General features: G+C 71.1%; 16 protein-coding genes, 1 tRNA gene and 1 pseudogene. 16 read left to right on the top strand and 2 right to left on the bottom strand.

What is annotated here, in order from left to right; translation table 11 throughout:
• Positions 1 to 110 precede the first annotated feature (110 nt).
• Positions 111 to 971, top strand: coding sequence for a fumarylacetoacetate hydrolase family protein (locus OG709_RS12260; RefSeq protein ID WP_329166026.1), 861 nt, complete (start codon positions 111 to 113; stop codon positions 969 to 971).
• A 66-nt stretch (positions 972 to 1,037) separates the two neighbouring features.
• Here OG709_RS12260 and OG709_RS12255 read toward each other — a convergent pair whose 3' ends face one another.
• A complete protein-coding gene (locus OG709_RS12255) occupies positions 1,038 to 2,111 on the bottom strand; it encodes a Gfo/Idh/MocA family oxidoreductase (protein ID WP_329166024.1) in 1,074 nt (357 codons plus the stop codon).
• Between the two features lie 212 nt (positions 2,112 to 2,323).
• Here OG709_RS12255 and OG709_RS12250 point away from each other — a divergent pair, with 212 nt between their 5' ends.
• The 12 genes from OG709_RS12250 (at position 2,324) to OG709_RS12195 (ending at position 14,180) form a co-directional block, all read left to right on the top strand.
• On the top strand, positions 2,324 to 3,391 hold the full coding sequence (locus OG709_RS12250) for a hypothetical protein (RefSeq protein WP_326694833.1): 1,068 nt from the start codon (positions 2,324 to 2,326) through the stop codon (positions 3,389 to 3,391).
• A gap of 81 nt (positions 3,392 to 3,472) precedes the next feature.
• Entirely contained in the window at positions 3,473 to 4,234 is a 762-nt protein-coding gene (locus tag OG709_RS12245; protein ID WP_250298618.1) for a GntR family transcriptional regulator, read from the top strand.
• Between the two features lie 128 nt (positions 4,235 to 4,362).
• Positions 4,363 to 5,484, top strand: a complete 1,122-nt coding sequence (locus OG709_RS12240) for a TIGR03364 family FAD-dependent oxidoreductase (RefSeq protein ID WP_250298617.1) — start codon at positions 4,363 to 4,365, stop codon at positions 5,482 to 5,484.
• On the top strand, positions 5,481 to 6,173 hold the full coding sequence (locus tag OG709_RS12235; RefSeq protein WP_266643030.1) for a phosphonatase-like hydrolase: 693 nt from the start codon (positions 5,481 to 5,483) through the stop codon (positions 6,171 to 6,173). Before OG709_RS12240 ends, OG709_RS12235 begins: the two co-directional genes overlap by 4 nt.
• Entirely contained in the window at positions 6,170 to 7,300 is a 1,131-nt protein-coding gene (locus OG709_RS12230; RefSeq protein ID WP_329166020.1) for an ABC transporter ATP-binding protein, read from the top strand. The genes OG709_RS12235 and OG709_RS12230 overlap by 4 nt, the downstream gene beginning before the upstream one ends.
• Positions 7,293 to 8,198 (top strand): 2-aminoethylphosphonate ABC transporter permease subunit, encoded by a 906-nt coding sequence (locus tag OG709_RS12225; RefSeq protein ID WP_329166019.1) that lies wholly within the window; start codon positions 7,293 to 7,295, stop codon positions 8,196 to 8,198. The genes OG709_RS12230 and OG709_RS12225 overlap by 8 nt, the downstream gene beginning before the upstream one ends.
• Positions 8,185 to 8,982, top strand: a complete 798-nt coding sequence (locus OG709_RS12220; protein WP_250298614.1) for an ABC transporter permease — start codon at positions 8,185 to 8,187, stop codon at positions 8,980 to 8,982. The genes OG709_RS12225 and OG709_RS12220 overlap by 14 nt, the downstream gene beginning before the upstream one ends.
• A gap of 42 nt (positions 8,983 to 9,024) precedes the next feature.
• Positions 9,025 to 10,083 (top strand): 2-aminoethylphosphonate ABC transporter substrate-binding protein, encoded by a 1,059-nt coding sequence (locus OG709_RS12215; RefSeq protein ID WP_329166017.1) that lies wholly within the window; start codon positions 9,025 to 9,027, stop codon positions 10,081 to 10,083.
• Between the two features lie 231 nt (positions 10,084 to 10,314).
• Positions 10,315 to 11,805, top strand: coding sequence for an alkaline phosphatase family protein (locus OG709_RS12210; RefSeq protein ID WP_329166015.1), 1,491 nt, complete (start codon positions 10,315 to 10,317; stop codon positions 11,803 to 11,805).
• Between the two features lie 240 nt (positions 11,806 to 12,045).
• Entirely contained in the window at positions 12,046 to 12,825 is a 780-nt protein-coding gene (locus tag OG709_RS12205) for an HAD-IIA family hydrolase (RefSeq protein ID WP_250298611.1), read from the top strand.
• A 138-nt stretch (positions 12,826 to 12,963) separates the two neighbouring features.
• Positions 12,964 to 13,509, top strand: a complete 546-nt coding sequence (locus tag OG709_RS12200; protein ID WP_266643039.1) for a hypothetical protein — start codon at positions 12,964 to 12,966, stop codon at positions 13,507 to 13,509.
• A gap of 2 nt (positions 13,510 to 13,511) precedes the next feature.
• Positions 13,512 to 14,180, top strand: coding sequence for a class F sortase (locus tag OG709_RS12195; protein ID WP_250298609.1), 669 nt, complete (start codon positions 13,512 to 13,514; stop codon positions 14,178 to 14,180).
• Positions 14,181 to 14,525: 345 nt separating this feature from the next.
• Here the strand turns inward: OG709_RS12195 and OG709_RS12190 are convergent.
• Positions 14,526 to 14,599 (bottom strand) — tRNA-Lys (locus OG709_RS12190).
• Between the two features lie 174 nt (positions 14,600 to 14,773).
• Here OG709_RS12190 and OG709_RS12185 point away from each other — a divergent pair.
• The 3 genes and pseudogenes from OG709_RS12185 to OG709_RS12175 all read left to right on the top strand — a co-directional run bounded on the left by OG709_RS12185 (position 14,774) and on the right by OG709_RS12175 (position 18,183).
• Complete coding sequence (locus OG709_RS12185) at positions 14,774 to 16,069, top strand: peptidoglycan-binding protein (protein ID WP_329169104.1); 1,296 nt, start codon at positions 14,774 to 14,776, stop codon at positions 16,067 to 16,069.
• A 119-nt stretch (positions 16,070 to 16,188) separates the two neighbouring features.
• Positions 16,189 to 17,367: pseudogene (locus tag OG709_RS12180) on the top strand (SPFH domain-containing protein); the annotation flags it as partial.
• A gap of 216 nt (positions 17,368 to 17,583) precedes the next feature.
• Positions 17,584 to 18,183 (top strand): lytic polysaccharide monooxygenase auxiliary activity family 9 protein, encoded by a 600-nt coding sequence (locus OG709_RS12175; RefSeq protein ID WP_250298608.1) that lies wholly within the window; start codon positions 17,584 to 17,586, stop codon positions 18,181 to 18,183.
• Positions 18,184 to 18,236: the final 53 nt, after the last annotated feature.

The raw sequence follows: 18,236 nt of genomic DNA, 5'->3' as shown, positions 1-18,236 counted from the left end.
GGTTGTGAACGGGGTCTTGCGGAGTGGACCCCGAAATTGGAGGATCAGCCAGTCCCCCCGGTGGCCGCACCCCATCGGCCGGGCCAGTCGAAAACGTAGGGAGACCGACCATGAAGCTGCTGCGTGTCGGAACGGCCGGGGCCGAGCGCCCCGCACTGCTCGACCAGGACGGCACCCTCCGTGACCTCTCCGCGCTGGTCGACGACATCGACGGGAAGCTGCTCGCCGACGATGCCGCGCTCGTCCGGATACGGGCCGCCGCCGCGGCCGGCGTGCTGCCCGCGATGGAGGGGGCGGAGGGGCTGCGTACCGGTCCGCCGCTGGCCCGTATCGGCAAGATCGTCTGTATCGGGCTGAACTACCACGACCACGCCACGGAGACGGGCGCCGCCATCCCGGCCGAACCGATCGTGTTCATGAAGGCGCCGGACACGGTGGTGGGCCCCGACGACACCGTGCTCGTCCCGCGGGCGAGCGAGAAGACCGACTGGGAGGTCGAGCTGGCCGTCGTCATCGGGCGCACCGCGCGCTACCTCGGCTCGGCCGAGGAGGCGCTCGGCCATGTCGCCGGGTACGCGGTCGCGCACGACGTCTCCGAGCGGGCCTTCCAGATCGAGCGCGGCGGCCAGTGGGACAAGGGCAAGAACTGCGAGACGTTCAACCCCCTCGGCCCCTGGCTGGTGACCGCCGACGAGGTGCCCGACCCGCAGGCGCTCCCGCTGAAGCTGTGGGTGAACGGTGAGCTGAAGCAGGACGGCACCACGGCCGACCAGATCTTCCCGGTCGGCGAAGTGGTCCGCTACCTGAGCCAGTTCATGACGCTCTACCCGGGCGATGTCATCAACACCGGGACGCCCGCCGGGGTGGCGATGGGACAGCCCGACCCCAAGCCGTACCTGCGGGCCGGGGACGTCGTGGAGCTGGAGATCGAGGGGCTGGGGCGCCAGCGGCAGGTTCTCAAGGACGCGTAGGGCCGTCCCGTTCCGGACGCGCGTGCCGGGCGGCCCCGTGGGCTGCGGCACGCGCATCCGCGGCGCTCAGAGCTCCACCACGATCCCCTCGCGCGCGGAACGGCGCGCGGCTTCGAGCACGTCCAGCGCCGCCGCCGCCTCGCCCGCCGTGACCGGCGGCCTGCCGCCGTCCCGCAGGGCCGCGGCGACGGCGGCGTAGTACGCGGGGTAGTCGCCCGTCAGCGTCGGTACGGGGACACCGCCGCCGGTCAGCGGGGACTCACCCGAACCGAGGCGCCCCCACTGCGACTCGGGCTCCTCGCCCCAGCGCGCGGCGGTGCCGGGCCGCTTGCCCTCGCGGAGCGCCGCCTCCTGCGGATCGAGCCCGTACTTCACATATCCGGCCGAGGAGCCGAGCACCCGGAAACGCGGGCCGAGCTGGGCGGTGGTGGCCGAGACATGGAGATGGGAACGCACGCCGTTGGCATGGGTGAGCGCGACGAAGGTGTCGTCGTCGGCGCGGGCCCCGGGACGGCGTACGTCCGCCTCCGCGTACACCCGTACCGCCGGGCCGAAGAGCGTCAGCGCCTGGTCGACCACATGGCTGCCCAGGTCGTACAGCAGACCGCCGATCTCCGACGGGTCGCCCGACTCGCGCCAGCCGCCCTTGAGCTGCGGGCGCCAGCGCTCGTAGCGTGACTCGAAGCGCTGTACGGTGCCCAGTTCGCCGTCGTCGATCAGCTTGCGCAGAGTCAGGAAGTCGTTGTCCCAACGGCGGTTCTGGAAGACGGAGAGCAGCAGCCCGCGGGCGTCGGCGAGCGCGGCGAGCTCCCGGGCCTCGGCGGCCGTTCCGGCGATCGGCTTGTCCACGACGACCGGCAGACCGGCCTCCAGAGCGGCGGTCGCGATCGGGACGTGCGTCTTGTTCGGGGACGCGATCACGATCAGGTCCAGTTCGTCCGCGCGGGCCCACAGGTCCTCCGGAGCGTCCACGAAACGGACGTCGGGGAACTCGGCGCGCGCCTGTTCCCGCCGCTCCTCGTTCGACGTGACGACCGTGTCGAGGACTAGGCCTTCGGTGGCGGCGATCAGCGGGGCGTGGAAGACGGATCCGGCGAGGCCGTAGCCGACGAGCGCTACGCGGTGCGGTGCTGCAGTCATGGGGCCTACTTAAGCAATGCGGGTCCCGAATAGCGACCGGATGCCGTGGTGGGATGCGACCGGATGCCGTGATGGGATCGGATGAAAATGGGCTGATCGGGCGGGAAACGGCAGGGCATTCGGCGGTACGCGGTCGTGGCGGGCCGGGGCCGCCCGCCGCGGTGGGGTTCGGTGTGCGGTGCCCGGACCTACGTGATCAGCAAAGGCCTCCCATGCGACTGCGCAGCGCCCTCGCCACCGGAGCGGCCACGGCCGCCCTCACCCCCGCCCTGATCGCCGCCGCGCCACCGGCCGGGCAGGGTGCGTCGGCCGGACGGGACGTGAAAGCCGGACAGGATGCGTCGGCCGGGCAGGGCGCGAAGGCAGGACAGGACGCGAAGGCCGGGCAGGACGCGCGGGCCACCTGCGCCGAACCGGACAGCTCCGTCTTCCCGATCGACACCGGGATCCACGGCGGTCCGACCACGTACGTGCCGGGCGGTGCCCGCGAGACCTGGTCGATCGAGCTGACCAACAACTCCGACCGGACCTGCCGCAGCATCCACCCGGTCATCGACCTCGTCGACCACGGACGGATGCTGAAGGACAGTCAGATCAAGCTGGACTTCCACGACCCGGTGGCCCACCGCTGGCGCCCGGTGTCCTTCACCACGACCGATCAGGACGAACACATGGGCCCCTTCGACGACGGCTTCCCCGGCTTCACCATCCCCGCGGGCCGCACCTTCTCCGTGAAGGTGCGTCTCGGGTTCACCGGGAGCACCGCGCTGGACGACGTCACCGCCAACGCTGCCGTCATCCAGCGCCACGGCAACGACGGCGACTGGGTCGGCGAGTCCGGCGACTACCGGTTCGCCATCGCCGACATCCTGTCCCGAGTCACCGGCGACACCCCGCGGCGAGTCACCGGCGATACCCCGCCGCGAGTCACCGGCGATACCCCGCCGCGCGCGAGCACCCCGGACGCCGCCACCCCCGCCGCGCCCGACAGCCCCGCCGCCTCCGCCGCCACCCCGGACCGGGTGGACGTCCCCGGCGAGCGTGTCCCCGGCGGGGCCCACGTCGGGGACGCGCGGGGCCGCGTAAGTACCGACCCCGGTGAAGGTACCGGCGGCCGTACCGTCGTCCCCTGGCCCAGTGCTCCCGAGTCCCCCGGCCGGCTCGCTGCGACCGGCCGCCACCAGCTGCGCGGCATCGCCACCGCCGCCATCACCTGCGTGCTGGTGGGCGCGGCCCTGGTCGTGGGATCCCGCCGCCCGCGCATTCAGCGCAGGCGATAGACCCCAGGACCCGTACCCGGCGCGCACCCGCTCCGACGGTTCGCGCATCCGCTGTTCACCCTCGTCTGCGACCATCCCCCCGTGGACTACCCGCTCGGCCAGACACCTGGCGCACCGATCCGCTCCGGCATCCCGGAGCACGGCCGCATCCCCAAGTACTACGCGGTCAAGGCCCAAGTCGCGCTGCTCATAGACGAGTTGGGCGAAGGTGGGGCACTGCCCACCGAACGCGATCTCGCCGTACGGTACGAGGTCGCCCGCGAGACCGTACGGCAGGCGCTGCGCGAGCTGCTGCTGGAGGGGCGGCTGCGCAGGCAGGGGCGGGGGACCGTCGTCGCGGGCCCCAAGCTCGAACAGCCGCTGTCACTCGCGAGCTACACCGAGGGCGTACGCCGGCAGGGCCGCACCCCGGGACGTCATCTCATCTCCCTCGACCGCTTCCCCTGCCCCCCGGCGCTGGCCGCCGAGACCGGGATCGAACAGGGTGACCCGGTCTGGCACCTGGAGCGGGTGCTGCTCGCCGACGACGAGCGGATGGGCCTGGAGAGCACCTATGTCTCGGTGGCCCGAGTCCCGTCCCTGGACAGTGAGTTCGAGCCCGACTCCTCCTTCTACGGCTACCTCCGCGACCGGCTCGGCATCGCCTTCGGCAACGCCGACGAACGGATCGAGACGGTCCTCGCGACCCCGCGCGAGGCGCTGCTCATCGGGACACCGCCCGCGCTGCCGATGCTGCTGATCCACCGCGTGTCGCGGGACACCGAGGGGCGACCGCTGGAACGTGTACGGACGCTGTACCGCGGGGACCGGTTCAGCTTCACGGCGCGGCTCGAATCCCACTGACGGCGCCTCGCGCCGGATGGATCACGTAACGGCGAGATAACGGGTCTAGTCCAGTCTTGGAGGGCTGTTCACCGGCTGGTCGCCTTCAGGACGGCGGCGGGTCATTCCCCCCGAGCAACGTTGCCGTCGTGAGAGTCATAGTCGTAGGAGCCGGCGTGGTGGGAACCATGCACGCCTGGCACGCAGTGGAACGCGGCCACGAGGTCGTACAGATCGAGCGCGAGACCGAGGCCCGGGGCGCGTCGCTCCGTAACTTCGGGCAGGTGTGGGTCAGTGGCCGGGCCGGCGGTGAGGAGCTGGAGACCGCTCTGCGGGCCCGGGTGCTGTGGGAGGAGATCGGGGAGCGGGTGCCCGGTATCGGCTTCCGCGCCACCGGGTCCCTCACCCCCGTCCGCAACGCCCTCGAACAGGCCGTCGCCGAGGCCGCTCTGCGGCGTACGGACGCCGCGGCCCGTGGCTACCGGCTGCTCGACCGGGCCGAGGCCCAGGAGATCAACCCGGCGCTGCGCGGTGAGTTCGAAGCCGCGCTCTGGTGCGAGCGGGACGCGGCCGTGGAGCCGCGCGTCGCCCAGCTGGAGCTGAAGAAGGCCCTGCTGGCGTCCGGCAGGTACACCTTCCTCGGCGGGCGCGAGGTGCGCGAGGTCGTCGGCGGCAACGCCGTGCGCGACGACCACGGCGACCTGCACACCGGCGACGTCGTGGTGCTCTGCACGGGCGCCTGGCTCGGCGGGCTGGTGCGCGAACTCGCCCCCGACCTGCCGGTGCGCCGGGTGCGCCTGCAGATGATGCAGACCGAACCCCTCGGCGAGCGGCTCACCACCTCCGTCGCCGACGCGGACTCCTTCCGCTACTACCCGGCGTACGCCTCCGAGGCCCTCGACGCCCTCAACGCCTCGCAGGCCCAGGACCCGGTCGCCGCCGCGCACAAGATGCAGCTGCTCATGGTGCAGCGCAAGGACGGCGGGCTGACCATCGGCGACACCCACGAGTACGAGCACCCCTTCGCCTTCGACGTCCGCGAGGAGCCGTACGAGCACGTGGCCCGGGTCGCCGAGTCCTTCCTCGGGCGCCCGCTGCCGAAGATCCGTCACCGCTGGGCCGGGGTGTACGCGCAGTGCACCGACACCACCCGAGTCGTCCACCGCGAGCAGGTGCGCGACGGCGTCTGGCTGGTGACCGGGCCCGGCGGGCGTGGCATGACCTGTTCCCCGGCGATAGCCGAGAAGACCGCGAACGACCTGGGCTGGTGAGTGAGTTGACCGTGAACAACCCGATCAATCTGGTAGTGCTCGACATGGCGGGCACCACCGTCGCCGACGGCGGTCTCGTCGAGCGGGCGTTCGCCGCGGCGGCGCAGCGCATGGGCGCCGAGCCGGACTCGATGCTCGACTACGTGCGCGCCACCATGGGCGAGTCCAAGATCTCCGTCTTCCGGCACCTCTTCGGGGACGAGGCGAAGGCCCAGCAGGCCAACACCGCCTTCGAGGCGGCGTACGGGGAGCTGGTCACCGCCGGGCACATCGCCCCGGTCCCCGGCGCCCGCGAGGCCGTCGAGCGCCTCAGGTCCGAGGGCCGGACCGTGGTCCTGAGCACCGGGTTCGCCCGGGTCACCCAGGACGCGATCCTCGCCGCACTCGGCTGGCAGGACCTCGCCGACCTGACGCTCTGCCCGGCCGACGCGGGCGGGCGCGGGCGCCCGTACCCGGACATGGTGCTCGCCGCGTTCCTGCGGACCGGCGCCGTCGACGGGGTCGACCAGGTCGCGGTCGCGGGCGACACCTCGTACGACATGCTCAGCGGCGTACGGTCCGGGGCCCGCGTCGTCGCCGGTGTCCTGACCGGCGCCCACGACCGGGGGCAGCTGGAGAGCAACGGCGCCACGCACGTCCTCGGTTCGGTGGCCGAACTGCCGGACCTGCTGGCCCGGGTGGAGATATGACCAGCGGTATCCGCTTCGACGGGGTCTCGGTCGCGTACGGCGGGAACACCGTCCTCGACTCCCTGGACCTGACGGTCGAGCCGGGCGAGGTCATGGCCCTGCTCGGCCCGTCGGGCTCCGGCAAGACCACCGCTCTGCGCGCCGTCGCCGGATTCGTCCAGCCGGCCGCCGGGCGGGTGTTCATCGGGGGCCGCGACGTCACCGCGCTGCCCCCGCACCGGCGCGGCATCGGCATGGTCGTCCAGCAGTACGCGCTCTTCCCGCACATGCGGGTCGAGGACAACGTCGCCTTCGGGCTCAAGGCCCAGAAGGTCGCCAAGGGCGAGATCCCGGCCCGGGTCGGGGAAGCCCTCGCCATGACCGGCATGGCCGCGTACGCCAAGCGCTACCCGCGCGAACTCTCCGGCGGCCAGCAGCAGCGCGTCGCCATCGCACGGGCCCTGGCCATCCGGCCCGGCGTGCTGCTGCTCGACGAGCCGCTCTCCGCACTCGACGCCCAGCTCAGGTCCGGGATGCTCGCCGAACTGGCCCGGCTGCACCGGGAGTTGCCCGACGTCTCGATCCTGTACGTCACCCACGACCAGGTCGAGGCGCTCACCCTCGCGGACCGCATCGCCGTGATGGACCGGGCCCGCCTCCAGGACTGCGGCACCCCGCAGGAGCTCTACCGCCGCCCGCGCACCGAATTCACCGCCTCGTTCGTCGGCAACGCGAACCTGCTGCCGGTCACCGTCCGCGCCGGGGGAGTCTCCTTCGCCGGTACGGAACTCGCGGTGAGCGACACGGACGGCGCGGCCGACGGAGCCACCGCCACCCTGTGTGTCCGCCCCCACCTGGTCGGACTCGGCGAGGGCCCCAACGCCCTGCGCGGCAGGATCACCGAGGTCCAGTGGCGCGGCTCCACCCACCGGCTGCTGGTCGACGTGGGCGGCCACGACCTCAAGGCGGACGTACGCGAACTGCGGGAGACCCCGGCGCTGGGCGACGAGGTGACCCTGCACTTCGCCGCGGACGACGCGGTACTCCTGTCGGCCGACGTGACGGCAGGGGCACCGAGCCGCGCGACCGGGGCGGCGGAAGCACCGAGCAGTACGGCCGACGCGATGGCCGGGGTCTCGGATGGCTAGCGCGACCGCGGTCCCGGCCGCCGACACCGACACCGGCGACCCCACCGACCCCACCGACACCGCCCCGGGCAGGTCCCGTTCGGTCCCGCGCTGGATCTGGGCGCTGCCACCCGTCGCCGTCCTCGCGCTGGTCTTCCTCTACCCGCTCGCCCTCGTCGTCCAGCAGTCCGTCACCCCGGACACGGGCGGCACCTCCTTCACCCCGTACACCCAGGTCTTCGCCTCCGACGCGTTCCGCGAGGCACTGACCACCACCGTCTGGCTGGCCGTCGGGGCGACCGTCGGCTGTCTCGTCCTCGGCTTCGTGCTCGCCGTGGTGATCGCCTTCGTGCCCTTCCCCGGCGGGAAGGCCGTCGCCCGGTTCATCGACGTCTTCCTCTCCTTCCCGTCCTTCCTGATCACCCTCGCGCTGCTCTTCGTCTACGGCTCGGTCGGCATGGCCAACGGCGTCTGGACGGACATCACCGGCGGGGGCAGCGGCCCCTTCCAGTTCCTCACCACGCCCTGGGGTGTCCTCCTCGCGGAGATCACCTACTTCACCCCGTTCGTGATGCGCCCGCTGCTCGCCGCCTTCTCGCAGCTCGACACCGCGCAACTGGAGGTCGCCTCGTCGCTGGGCGCCGGACCGGGCCGGATCGTCCGGCGGGTCATCCTGCCCGAGGCGCTTCCCGCGCTCGCCGCCGGCGGCAGCCTCGTCCTGGTGATGTGCCTCAACGAATTCGGCATCGTGCTCTTCACGGGCGCCAAGGGCGTCACGACCCTGCCGATGCTCGTGTACGGCAAGGCGATCCTCGAATCCGACTACCCGGCCGCCTGTGTGGTCGCCGTCGTCAATGTGGCGATCTCCGTCGGCCTCTACTCCCTCTACCGGATGGTGGCCCGCCGTGCTGGTGCATAGCCGTACCGGGAAGTGGGCCACCTGGGTCCTCTTCGCCGCGCTCTTCCTGCCGCTGTTCGCGCTGCCGCTGCTGGTGATCCTGCTGGCCTCGTTCGCCACCAACTGGTCCGGCGCCTTCCCCTCGGGCCCGACCCTGCACCACTACGCGGCGGCCACCAGCGGCGACTCCCTCCAGGCGCTCACCACCAGCCTGATCACCGCGGTCAGCGCCAGCCTGCTCGCCCTGACCGTGGGGACCTGGGCGGCGCTCGCCGGGGCCGCACTGAAGAAGCGCGGACGGCGGTTCATGGACGCGCTGTTCATGCTGCCGGTCGCCGTGCCCTCGGTGGTCGTCGGCCTCGCCGTGCTCGTGGCGTTCAGCAAACCGCCGGTGCTGCTCAACGGCACGTCCACGATCGTGATCCTGGCGCACACCATTCTTGTCACGGCGTTCGCCCACCAGTCGGTTTCGGCTGCCATCCTGCGTCTCGACCCGGTGTACGAGCAGGCGGCGGCATCACTGGGCGCCCGTCCCGCGTACGTCCTGTGGCGGGTCAGGCTGCCCCTGCTGCTGCCGTCCCTGACAGCGGCGGCCGGGCTCTGCTTCGCCCTGTCCATGGGGGAGTTGAGCGCCACGATGATGCTCTACCCGCCCGACTGGACACCGCTCCCCGTGCAGATCTTCGCGGCCACCGACCGCGGCTCGCTCTTCACGGGCGCGGCGGTCGCCGTGGTCCTCATGGCGGCGACCCTGCTGGTCCTGTTCGCCGTCTCCCGCATCCGCACCCGGGCTTCCTACCGCTGACCCGGGCTGACCTCACCAGACTTTCAGGAGAAACGACACGTTATGCGCAGCCACATCAAGCCGATCGCCGCCGTCGCCGGAGCCCTGGTGCTCGCCGGCTCCCTGTCCGCCTGCGGTGGTTCCTCCGCCGCGTCCGACGCCAAGGTCGTCACCGTCTACAGCGCCGACGGCCTCAAGGGCGAGAACAACGACGGCTGGTACGACCAGGTCTTCAAGGACTTCGAGAAGCAGACCGGCATCAAGGTCAAGTACGTCGAGGGCGGCTCGGGCGAGGTCGTGCAGCGCGCGGCCCGCGAGAAGTCCAACACCCAGGCCGACGTGCTCGTCACGCTCCCGCCGTTCATCCAGCAGGCCGACTCCAAGGGGCTGCTGCAGAAGTACGCGCCCAAGGGCTCCGACCAGGTCTCCGGCGCCGACAAGGCCGCCGACGGCACCTGGACCTCGGTCGTCAACAACTTCTTCGGCTTCGTCTACAACAAGAAGGAGTTGAAGACGGCCCCCGCCACCTGGGACGAACTGCTCGACGGGAAGTACAAGAACAAGCTCCAGTACTCCACTCCGGGCGTCGCGGGCGACGGCACCGCCGTCGTCATCAAGGCCATGCACGACTTCGGCTCCAAGGAAGCGGCGATGGCCTACCTGGGCAAGCTCCAGGCCAACAACGTCGGCCCGTCCGCCTCCACCGGCAAGCTCGCGCCGAAGGTCGACAAGGGCGAGATCCTGGCCGCCAACGGCGATGTCCAGATGAACTACGCCCAGTCCAAGACCATGCCGAACCTCGGCATCTGGTTCCCCGCGAAGGCCGGCGGCAAGCCCACCACCTTCGCCCTGCCGTACGCGGCCGGTCTGGTCAGCAAGGCCCCGCACTCCGCCAACGGCAAGAAGCTGCTCGACTTCATGCTCGCCGAGCAGGCCCAGAAGCAGGTCAGCGAGATCGGCGGCGGCTTCTCCGCCCGTCAGGACGTCAAGGCGACCGACGCCAACGCGACCGCGCTCAGCGCTCTGATGAAGGGCGTCGAGGTCTTCGCGCCGGACTGGGACGACGTCTCCAAGAACCTGACGTCGTACGTCAGCGACTGGAAGTCGGCCACGCACAGCTGAACTCCGGGGGAGACCGACAGCTGAGCGCAGGGGAAGAGCGCCGACCGGGCGCCGGGGGAAGAGCCCCGACCGGGCGCCGGTGAGAACCGCAACTGGGCGTTCGGAAGAACTTCACCGCACAAGCCTGGCGATCAGCGATCTGTTGCGAAAAGATAACGGGTCTAGTCCCTCGCTCAACGCCCCTGCTGCGGCAGGGGCGTTGAGCTGCCCCGTCCCTCACCGGAGGTTTACGTGTCCTCGCAGCTGTCACGCCGCTCCCTCCTCGTCGGCGCCGCCGCCATCGCCGTCGCCGCGGGTCCCCTCGCCACGGTCGCGCAGGCGAGAGCCCGGACACCGAAGGTCCTGGTCATAGGCCTGGACGGCACCCTGCTCAGCAAGATCAAGGTCGCCGACGCACCGCACCTCGGCGCCCTGATGGCCGCCGGTCTCACCGCCGCCAGCCCGCTGTACGCCAACCCGTTCGCCCCCACGCTCTCCGGCCCCGGCTGGTCGACGATCATCACGGGTGTCTGGCCGGACAAGCACCACGTGATGGACAACAACTTCACCGGCCAGAACTTCGCCCAGTACCCGGACTTCATGACCCGGATCGAGACGGTGAAGCCCACGCTGAACACGTACGCCATCGCCTCCTGGAACCCGATCACCACCACCGTCTTCTCCTCGAAGGTGGACACCCGGGTCAACACCCCCAGCGCCGAGTACGACACCGGGACCACCTCCCGCCTCGTCACCCAGCTCGCCACCGGTGACTCCGACGCGCTCTTCGTCCAGCTCGACGGCGTGGACGAGGCGGGCCACGAGCACGGCGCCGCCAGCCAGCAGTACCTCGACGCGATCCACGCCGTGGACGACTCCGTCGGACAGTTCGTCGCAGCGGTCAAGTCCCGTAAGAGCTACGGCTCCGAGGACTGGCTGATCATGGTCACCGCCGACCACGGCCACACCGACCCCGGCGGCCACGGCGGCTCCAGCTGGCAGGAACGGCAGACCTTCCTGATCGCCGACGGGCCCGGGATCAGCGCCGGTTCGGTCCGCTACGACATCAGGATGCCGGACGTCGCGGCCTCCGCGCTCGCCCACCTCGGCATCGCCGTCGACCCGGCCTGGAACCTCGACGGCCGCCCCCTCCAGCAGCCCGGCGACGACGCCTTCGACGCGCTGCGCCCCCAACTCCAGGGCCCGGTCGACGAGACCGGCATCGGCGCCGGTGTCATCGGCTTCACCCACACCCCGCCGCCCGGCTGGTCCATCGACAACAGCGCGATGGGCACCGGCGGCGTCACCGAATGGCGCGGCTGGTCCTTCACCACCGACGAGTTCTGGACCGCCGCCGAGCGCGACCAGCAGCGCGAGTCCAACGTGCGGGCCCGGGGCGTCTTCGCGGTCGCCGACGGGGACGAGTGGTCCGACAAGACCTTCACGGGCACCTTCGACTCGACCCTGATCAGCCCGGCCTTCCGGGTCACGGGCGGGCGCACGGCGACCCTCACGTACACGACGTACTACCGCCAGGAGGCCCCGCAGCAGGGCGAGGTGCTGGTCAGCTACGGCGGCGGGACCCCGGTGAGCGTGAAGACGTACACCACCGACACCTCGTCCCGCACCGAGACCCTCACGCTCCAGGTGCCGCGCGGCGTCTCCACCGCGCAGGTGCGGTTCCGCTACACGGGCGGCAACAACTGGTTCTGGACCGTCGACGGGGTCAAGATCACCACCTAGTCCGAGACCGCACGGCGACCGCACGGCCCGGGATCGCCGATGGTCCGGTGGCTGCCCGCCGCGTGCCCCTCCGCGCAGGCGGGCAGCTGCCGCGCCGTATCAAGGAGCGGTCTCCTTCCCCACTCTGGCGACGGAGCCGGTGTGAAGGAATGAATAAGATGGTGATCCCGGAGCCTCCGCCCCGTCGGCGGCACCGGGTGATCGCCCCGCCGAGTCGCCAGTCGCCAGGAGTCCGAACTCATGACAGAGCGCAAGCCCATCGAATCGTGGCTCACCGACATGGACGGCGTGCTGATGCACGAGGGCGTCCCCGTTCCGGGAGCCGACGCCTTCATCGAGCGTCTTCGGGAGGCCGGCCGCCCCTTCCTGGTGCTGACCAACAACTCGATCTACACGGCCCGGGACCTGCACGTCCGGCTGAAGCGCATCGGTCTCGAAGTCCCCGTCGAGAACATCTGGACCTCCGCCCTGGCGACCGCCAAGTTCCTGGACAACCAGCACCCCGGCGGTACCGCCTACGTCATCGGTGAGGCCGGGCTGACCACGGCGCTGCACGAAGCCGGTTACGTCCTCACGGACTCCGACCCCGACTTCGTGATCCTGGGCGAGACCCGGACCTACTCGTTCGAGGCGTTGACGAAGGCGATCCGCCTGATCAACAACGGGGCGCGGTTCATCGCCACCAACCCCGACAACACCGGCCCGTCGCCCGAGGGCGCGCTGCCCGCCACCGGGTCCGTCGCCGCGCTCATCACCAAGGCCACCGGCAAGGACCCGTACTTCGTCGGCAAGCCGAACCCGCTGATGATGCGGACCGGACTCAACGCCATCGGCGCCCACTCCGAGACCTCCGCCATGATCGGTGACCGGATGGACACGGACGTACTCGCGGGACTGGAGGCCGGGATGGAGACCTTCCTGGTGCTCACCGGCCTGACCGCGAAGGGCGACATCGACCGCTACCCGTACCGGCCGACCACCGTCGTTAACTCGATTGCCGACCTGGTCGACCGGATCTGACCCGGTCACCGGCCCGTACGGAACGCCGCGCGCGCAGCCGTACGGGCCACCGGCCGAAGCCCCGGTCGCACGCCCGTACGGATCGCCCGGGATGCGGAGCGGGCCCGGAGACGTGAACCTTCGAACAGGAGGTTCACCATGCGTTTGATATCCATCACTCTCTGTGCCGCCACGGCGGCTGCGGCTGCCCTGCTGCCCGCGACCGCCATCGCCGCACCGGGCGAGGGGTCCTCAGGAACGGTCACGGTCAGCCCTTCCGTCATCGCTCCCGGCGAGGAGGTGGACCTCAGAGTGCGGTGCGGCAGCGGTAAGCCCTTCGGCACCTCGGACGCCTTCGACTCACGGGCCGAATTCGCACCCGCCGCCGACAAAGGCGCCATGTACGCCGAGGCGAGGATCCGCGCCGACGCCGAGTCCAGGGACTACACCGTCCAGGTCAAGTGCAGGGGCAGCGTCGTCACCGGCCGGATCACCGTCGTACGGCAGAACCAGGACGGCCACCGGCCCATGCCCATCACCACGCCCACCGCGCCCGTGCACGCGGGTGGCGGTGCGACCGCCACGGTCGCCGCCCAGGAGGACGCCCCCGGAACGCGGCACACCCTCGTCGGCCTGGTGCTCGCCGGGATCGCCGCCGTAGCGGTGGCCGGCCGTAGCGTCCGCCGTCGGCGCAACAACGCCTGATCATGGCGTCCGGGAGCTCTTCGCCGGGGGCGGGCCGGTTCCTGACCGGTGTGGCCTGGGCCGTGCTGCTGCTCGGGCTCTGGCTCTGGGGCCGTCAGATCACCAACGGACCGGAGCTCAGCTCGGGGCCGAAGACCGGTGACGTCGCCGCGGTCGGCCGCCCGCTGGGTGTCCGGCTGCCCCCCGCCCACGATCCCCTCAAGGGCGCGGAGCCGCGGCGGGTGGAGATTCCCTCGGTGGGCATCGCCGCCCCGATCGTCCCCCGGGGGCTCGACGGTCACGGGGCCGTCGATCCGCCGTCGTTCGCCACCCCGAACACCGTCGGCTGGTTCGACGGCGGTACCCGCCCGGGTGCCGTCGGTGCCGCACTGCTGGTCGGCCACGTCGACACCGACACCCGGAAGGCCGTCTTCTACAGCCTGAGCGCGGTCCGCCCGGGGGAGAAGGTCCGCGTGACGGCCACCGACGGCTCGATCACCGAGTACACCGTCGACGACGTCCAGGTCTTCCAGCGCAGCCACTTCGACGCGAAGAAGGCGTACGGGCCGCGCGAGCACGGCCGCGCCGAGCTGAGGCTGATCACCTGCGGCGGCTCGTTCGACCGTACGGCGCAGGCGTACACCGCGAATGTGGTCGTCTCCGCCTACCTCACGGGCGTGCCCAAGGGGTGAGCCGAGGGCTGGACATCGCACATGTGGAGAGGCGCCCGGCAGACTGCCGGGCGCCTCTCCACATGTGCGGGTGGCTGCCCCGGGGAGTGGTCACGCATGGTGTCCGTCCGTGTGCTCACCGGCGTGGTGCGTGCCGTCGGTGCCGAATGGCTGAACGACCGGACGCGAACCGTGAGGCGAACCGTGAGGGGGAGGAAGCCGTAGGCCCGGAAGATGCACGTGTGGCGTCAACTGCCGTACGTCCGGGCGGTGTTGCGGCAGGTCGCGTTCAGGGGAGCAGCCTCGGACCGGCCCCTCGTACGACCGAAGCCCCGCACCGTGAGGTGCGGGGCTTCGGATATCGCGTGCGCCGCCAGGGACTCGAACCCCGGACCCGCTGATTAAGAGTCAGCTGCTCTAACCAACTGAGCTAGCGGCGCCTGCTGACCTGGAGAACTTTACCGGACCCGGAGAGGTGCTCAGAACCTCACGACGGGTCATATGTTCGTTTTCTCCCCATTTCAACCGTCAAAATGCGATGTGCCCGGACAGTTGAGAAGGTGACGACTGTGCAGATGCGGCAGCAGATCTTCCTGAACGCGGAGGGGACACGTATGACGGTTCCGGTCTTCGAGGAGTACGAACCTGCGAGCGACTGCGGATGTACGGGATGCGCCGCCCGGCGCCGCCCGGCCCTCCGCACCCTGTCCCGCAGGGACGGCGGACACCCCGCGGCACACGGTGTGCGCCGGGCACTCGTCCTCGCCACCGCCGCCGGAGTGGTACTCGGCACAGGGGCGGCGACAGCGGCGGCCGAGGATCCGGGAGGCGGGCCCCAAGGGGTACCCACCGCACCGGCCAGGGCGCTGAAGCTGCCCGCCACCACCAGGGCGGCGATCATCGACCGCGCGGAGAAGTGGGTGTCGTCGGCAGTCCCGTACGACATGAACAAGAACTGGTCGGACGGGTACCGGCAGGACTGCTCGGGCTATGTATCGATGGCCTGGGGGCTGGACGGCAGCGAGTGGACGGGAAGCATCGCGGAGTACGGGGTGCGGATAGACCCCAGTGAGCTGCAGCCCGGTGACATCCTGCTCTTCCACAACCCGGCGAATCCCACCAAGGGCTCGCACGTCACCATCTTCGGCGGCTGGACGAACAGCGCGCACACCTCGTACCTGGCGTACGAGGAGACCCCGCCGCACGCACGCGCCCAGCCCACCCCGTACGCGTACTGGACCAACTCCAGCCACTTCGTCCCCTACCGCTACAAGGGGCTGACGGCCGGTGCCGGTGGCCCGGCCTCCGCTGCCACCGGCTATCCCGGTGCGAAGTCCTTCGGCGAGGGGGCGAAGAGCGCGCACGTCACCCGGCTCGGCCGGATGCTCGTCGCACACGGCGGGAGCCGGTTCTACCGGACGGGGCCCGACCCGAGCTGGGGCGAGGCCGACCGGCAGGCGACCCGGGCCTTCCAGCGTGCGCAGGGCTGGAGCGGCGCCGAGGCGGACGGGGTGCCGGGGCCCGCCACCTGGAACCTGCTGGTGAAGGGCGGCGGCAGGAACATCCCGGGCGCACCGACCGGCGGCAGCCCTTCGGCCGTTCCGGCCGTTCCGTCGGGCGCGACCACCACGTCGGGTGCGACCACCACGTCCGGCGCGACCGGCGCGACCGGCACCGGCTATCCGGGAGCGCGGTACTTCAGGCCGGGGCAGAGCAACGCGCAGGTGCAGCAGCTCGGAGAGCAGCTGGTGAAGAAGGGCTTCGGCACGTACTACACCTCGGGGCCCGGGCCGCAGTGGACCGAGGCCGACCGGCGCAACGTCGAAGCGTTCCAGCGGGCCCAGGGATGGACCGGCAGTACGGCCGACGGATACCCCGGCCCCGAGACATGGAGGCGACTGTTCGGATGACCGAGACCACAGCGGTGCCCGGGGCGGCGACCGGCTCCCCGGCGGACCCGGCGGAGGATCAAGTGCCGCTGAACCAGGCGCAGATGACTCAGGAGTCGGCGGCTGGGGCGGAGCAGCTGTCGATGCGCAGGACGGCCGTCATCATGAACGAGTCGACGATCGAGATCCCGGTCCATCTGCTGTTCCGCGACGACGACCTCCCCGAGAGGGGCGAGAGGTACGAGCAGGACGGGAGAGGTGCGGGAGACGAGGGAGGCGAGAGGGAACCGGGGGACGTGCCGGCGACCGGCGTGCCCAGGCGTGCGGCGCAGGGTGCGACGGCGAGCCGGGCGGCCGGGAAGCCGTGGGCGCCCCGTACGGAGGTACGCGGCGAGGCCCCGGCCAGGCCCGCGCCGCCCGTCGACCCTCATCTCTCGGAGCGGGACGGGCCCGCGCTGCCGGGCTCGGTCGCGCTGCTCGGCGGGGCCGTCGCGCTCGCCCTGATCGTGGTGCTGCTGTGGCGGTCCGGAGCGGTCCCCGAGCCGTTGACCGCCCTGCTGCCGGGGGACCCGGTTCCGTACGAGGGAATGGGCCCCGCCACGGGCGCGGTCCTGTTCCTGCTCGCGGCGCTGGTGCTGCTGGCCCTCGGCGGGCTCGGGCGCGGACGGGTCGGGCAGGCCCAGGTGCTCTCGCTCTTCGGTGCCTACCGGGGGAGCGTGCGGCGGACCGGGCTGATGTGGACCAGCCCGCTGCTGCTGCGGCGGCCGGTCGACGTACGGCTGCGGCACTGGCGCAGCGAGCCGATGCCGGTGGTGGACGCGGACGGCACCGCGCTGCGGGCCGTCGTGCTCGTGGTGTGGCAGGTCGAGGACACGGCGCGGGCCACGTACGCCGTCCAGGATCACGAGGCGTATCTGTGCGAGCTGGTGGAGGCGGCGACGGTACAGGTGCTCTCGCAGCTGCCCGCCGACGCGTTCCACCAGGACGCGCCGACGCTGCGTGATGCGGAGGCGGTCGGTGACGCGCTGACCGGGGTGCTGAGGGCGGAGACGGCGGCGGTCGGCATCGAGGTGTTCTCGGCCCGGCCGACCAGGATCGACTACGCGCCCGAGGTGGCCGGTGCGATGCGGCTGCGCCGGATCGAGGCGATCGACGCACGGCACCGCGACGGCGTACTGACCGCGGTGGTCGACGCCGTGGACGACACGGTGACGCGGCTGACCACCCGCGGGCTCGTCGATCTGGACGCGTACGAGCGCAACGCACTCGTCAAGGATCTGACGGTCGCCTTCTACGCGGGGCGCGGCGGCGCCTCCTGACGCGAAGGTGCTTCCTGGCGTGAAGGTGCCGTCCGACGTGAAGGTGCTGTCCGACGTGAAGGTGCTGTCCGACGTGAAGGGGGTCCGATGTGAGCACCCGAATTGGTGCAGACCTGTGATTGATATGGACACGGCGAACTGTCATCCATACTCTGGGCCTTGGTCTAGACCGCAGCTCGGCACATCGAACTCCCCCACGTCTTACAGGAGTGCAGCATGCGCAAGAAACTAGGTGCGGCCGTGGTCGGCCTTGCGGTCGCGGGTGTCTCCCTGCTCGCCACCGGCAGCGCCAGCAGCCACGGATACACCGACCAGCCCATCAGCCGGCAGAAGCTCTGCGCCAACGGCACGGTCACCAACTGCGGTGCCATCCAGTACGAACCGCAGAGCGTCGAGGGCCCCAAGGGCTTCCCCGGTGCCGGGCCCGCCGACGGCAAGATCTGTTCCGGCCAGCACGACACCTTCGGTGAGCTGGACGGCGCGAAGGCCCCGAACGGGAACGCGTGGCCCACCACGCAGCTGACGGGCGGTCAGGGGTACACCTTCCGCTGGCAGTTCACAGCCAGGCACGCCACGACCGACTTCGAGTACTTCATCACCAAGAACGGCTGGGACGACTCGAAGCCGCTGACCAGGGCGGACCTCGACCCGCAGCCCTTCATGACGGTCCCGTACGGCAACCGGCAGCCGCCCGGCACCGTCGAGCAGCAGGGCACGATCCCCACCCAGAAGACCGGGCACCACGTGATTCTGGCCGTGTGGAACATCGCGGACACGGGCAACGCGTTCTACGCGTGCTCGGACGTCAACTTCTGACCGGCCGCCGCTGACCGGGCCGTCCCGGGGCGTTCAGTTCTGACGGCTGGTCA

Origin of the sequence: Streptomyces sp. NBC_01267, assembly GCF_036241575.1 — a bacterium.
In the GTDB taxonomy this organism is placed as follows: domain Bacteria; phylum Actinomycetota; class Actinomycetes; order Streptomycetales; family Streptomycetaceae; genus Streptomyces.
Note: the sequence above shows the minus strand (reverse complement) of the source record. Positions and strands in the feature narration are given on the sequence as shown.

Excerpts from the sequence above, each read along its gene's own strand:
- OG709_RS12255 (WP_329166024.1), bottom strand. The coding sequence starts at position 2,111 with ATGACTGCAGCACCGCACCGCGTAGCGCTCGTCGGCTACGGCCTCGCC.
- OG709_RS12250 (WP_326694833.1), top strand. The coding sequence starts at position 2,324 with ATGCGACTGCGCAGCGCCCTCGCCACCGGAGCGGCCACGGCCGCCCTC.
- OG709_RS12215 (WP_329166017.1), top strand. The coding sequence starts at position 9,025 with ATGCGCAGCCACATCAAGCCGATCGCCGCCGTCGCCGGAGCCCTGGTG.
- OG709_RS12200 (WP_266643039.1), top strand. The coding sequence starts at position 12,964 with ATGCGTTTGATATCCATCACTCTCTGTGCCGCCACGGCGGCTGCGGCT.
- OG709_RS12205 (WP_250298611.1), top strand. The coding sequence starts at position 12,046 with ATGACAGAGCGCAAGCCCATCGAATCGTGGCTCACCGACATGGACGGC.
- OG709_RS12225 (WP_329166019.1), top strand. The coding sequence starts at position 7,293 with ATGGCTAGCGCGACCGCGGTCCCGGCCGCCGACACCGACACCGGCGAC.
- OG709_RS12195 (WP_250298609.1), top strand. The coding sequence starts at position 13,512 with ATGGCGTCCGGGAGCTCTTCGCCGGGGGCGGGCCGGTTCCTGACCGGT.
- OG709_RS12185 (WP_329169104.1), top strand. The coding sequence starts at position 14,774 with ATGACGGTTCCGGTCTTCGAGGAGTACGAACCTGCGAGCGACTGCGGA.
- OG709_RS12175 (WP_250298608.1), top strand. The coding sequence starts at position 17,584 with ATGCGCAAGAAACTAGGTGCGGCCGTGGTCGGCCTTGCGGTCGCGGGT.
- OG709_RS12230 (WP_329166020.1), top strand. The coding sequence starts at position 6,170 with ATGACCAGCGGTATCCGCTTCGACGGGGTCTCGGTCGCGTACGGCGGG.
- OG709_RS12260 (WP_329166026.1), top strand. The coding sequence starts at position 111 with ATGAAGCTGCTGCGTGTCGGAACGGCCGGGGCCGAGCGCCCCGCACTG.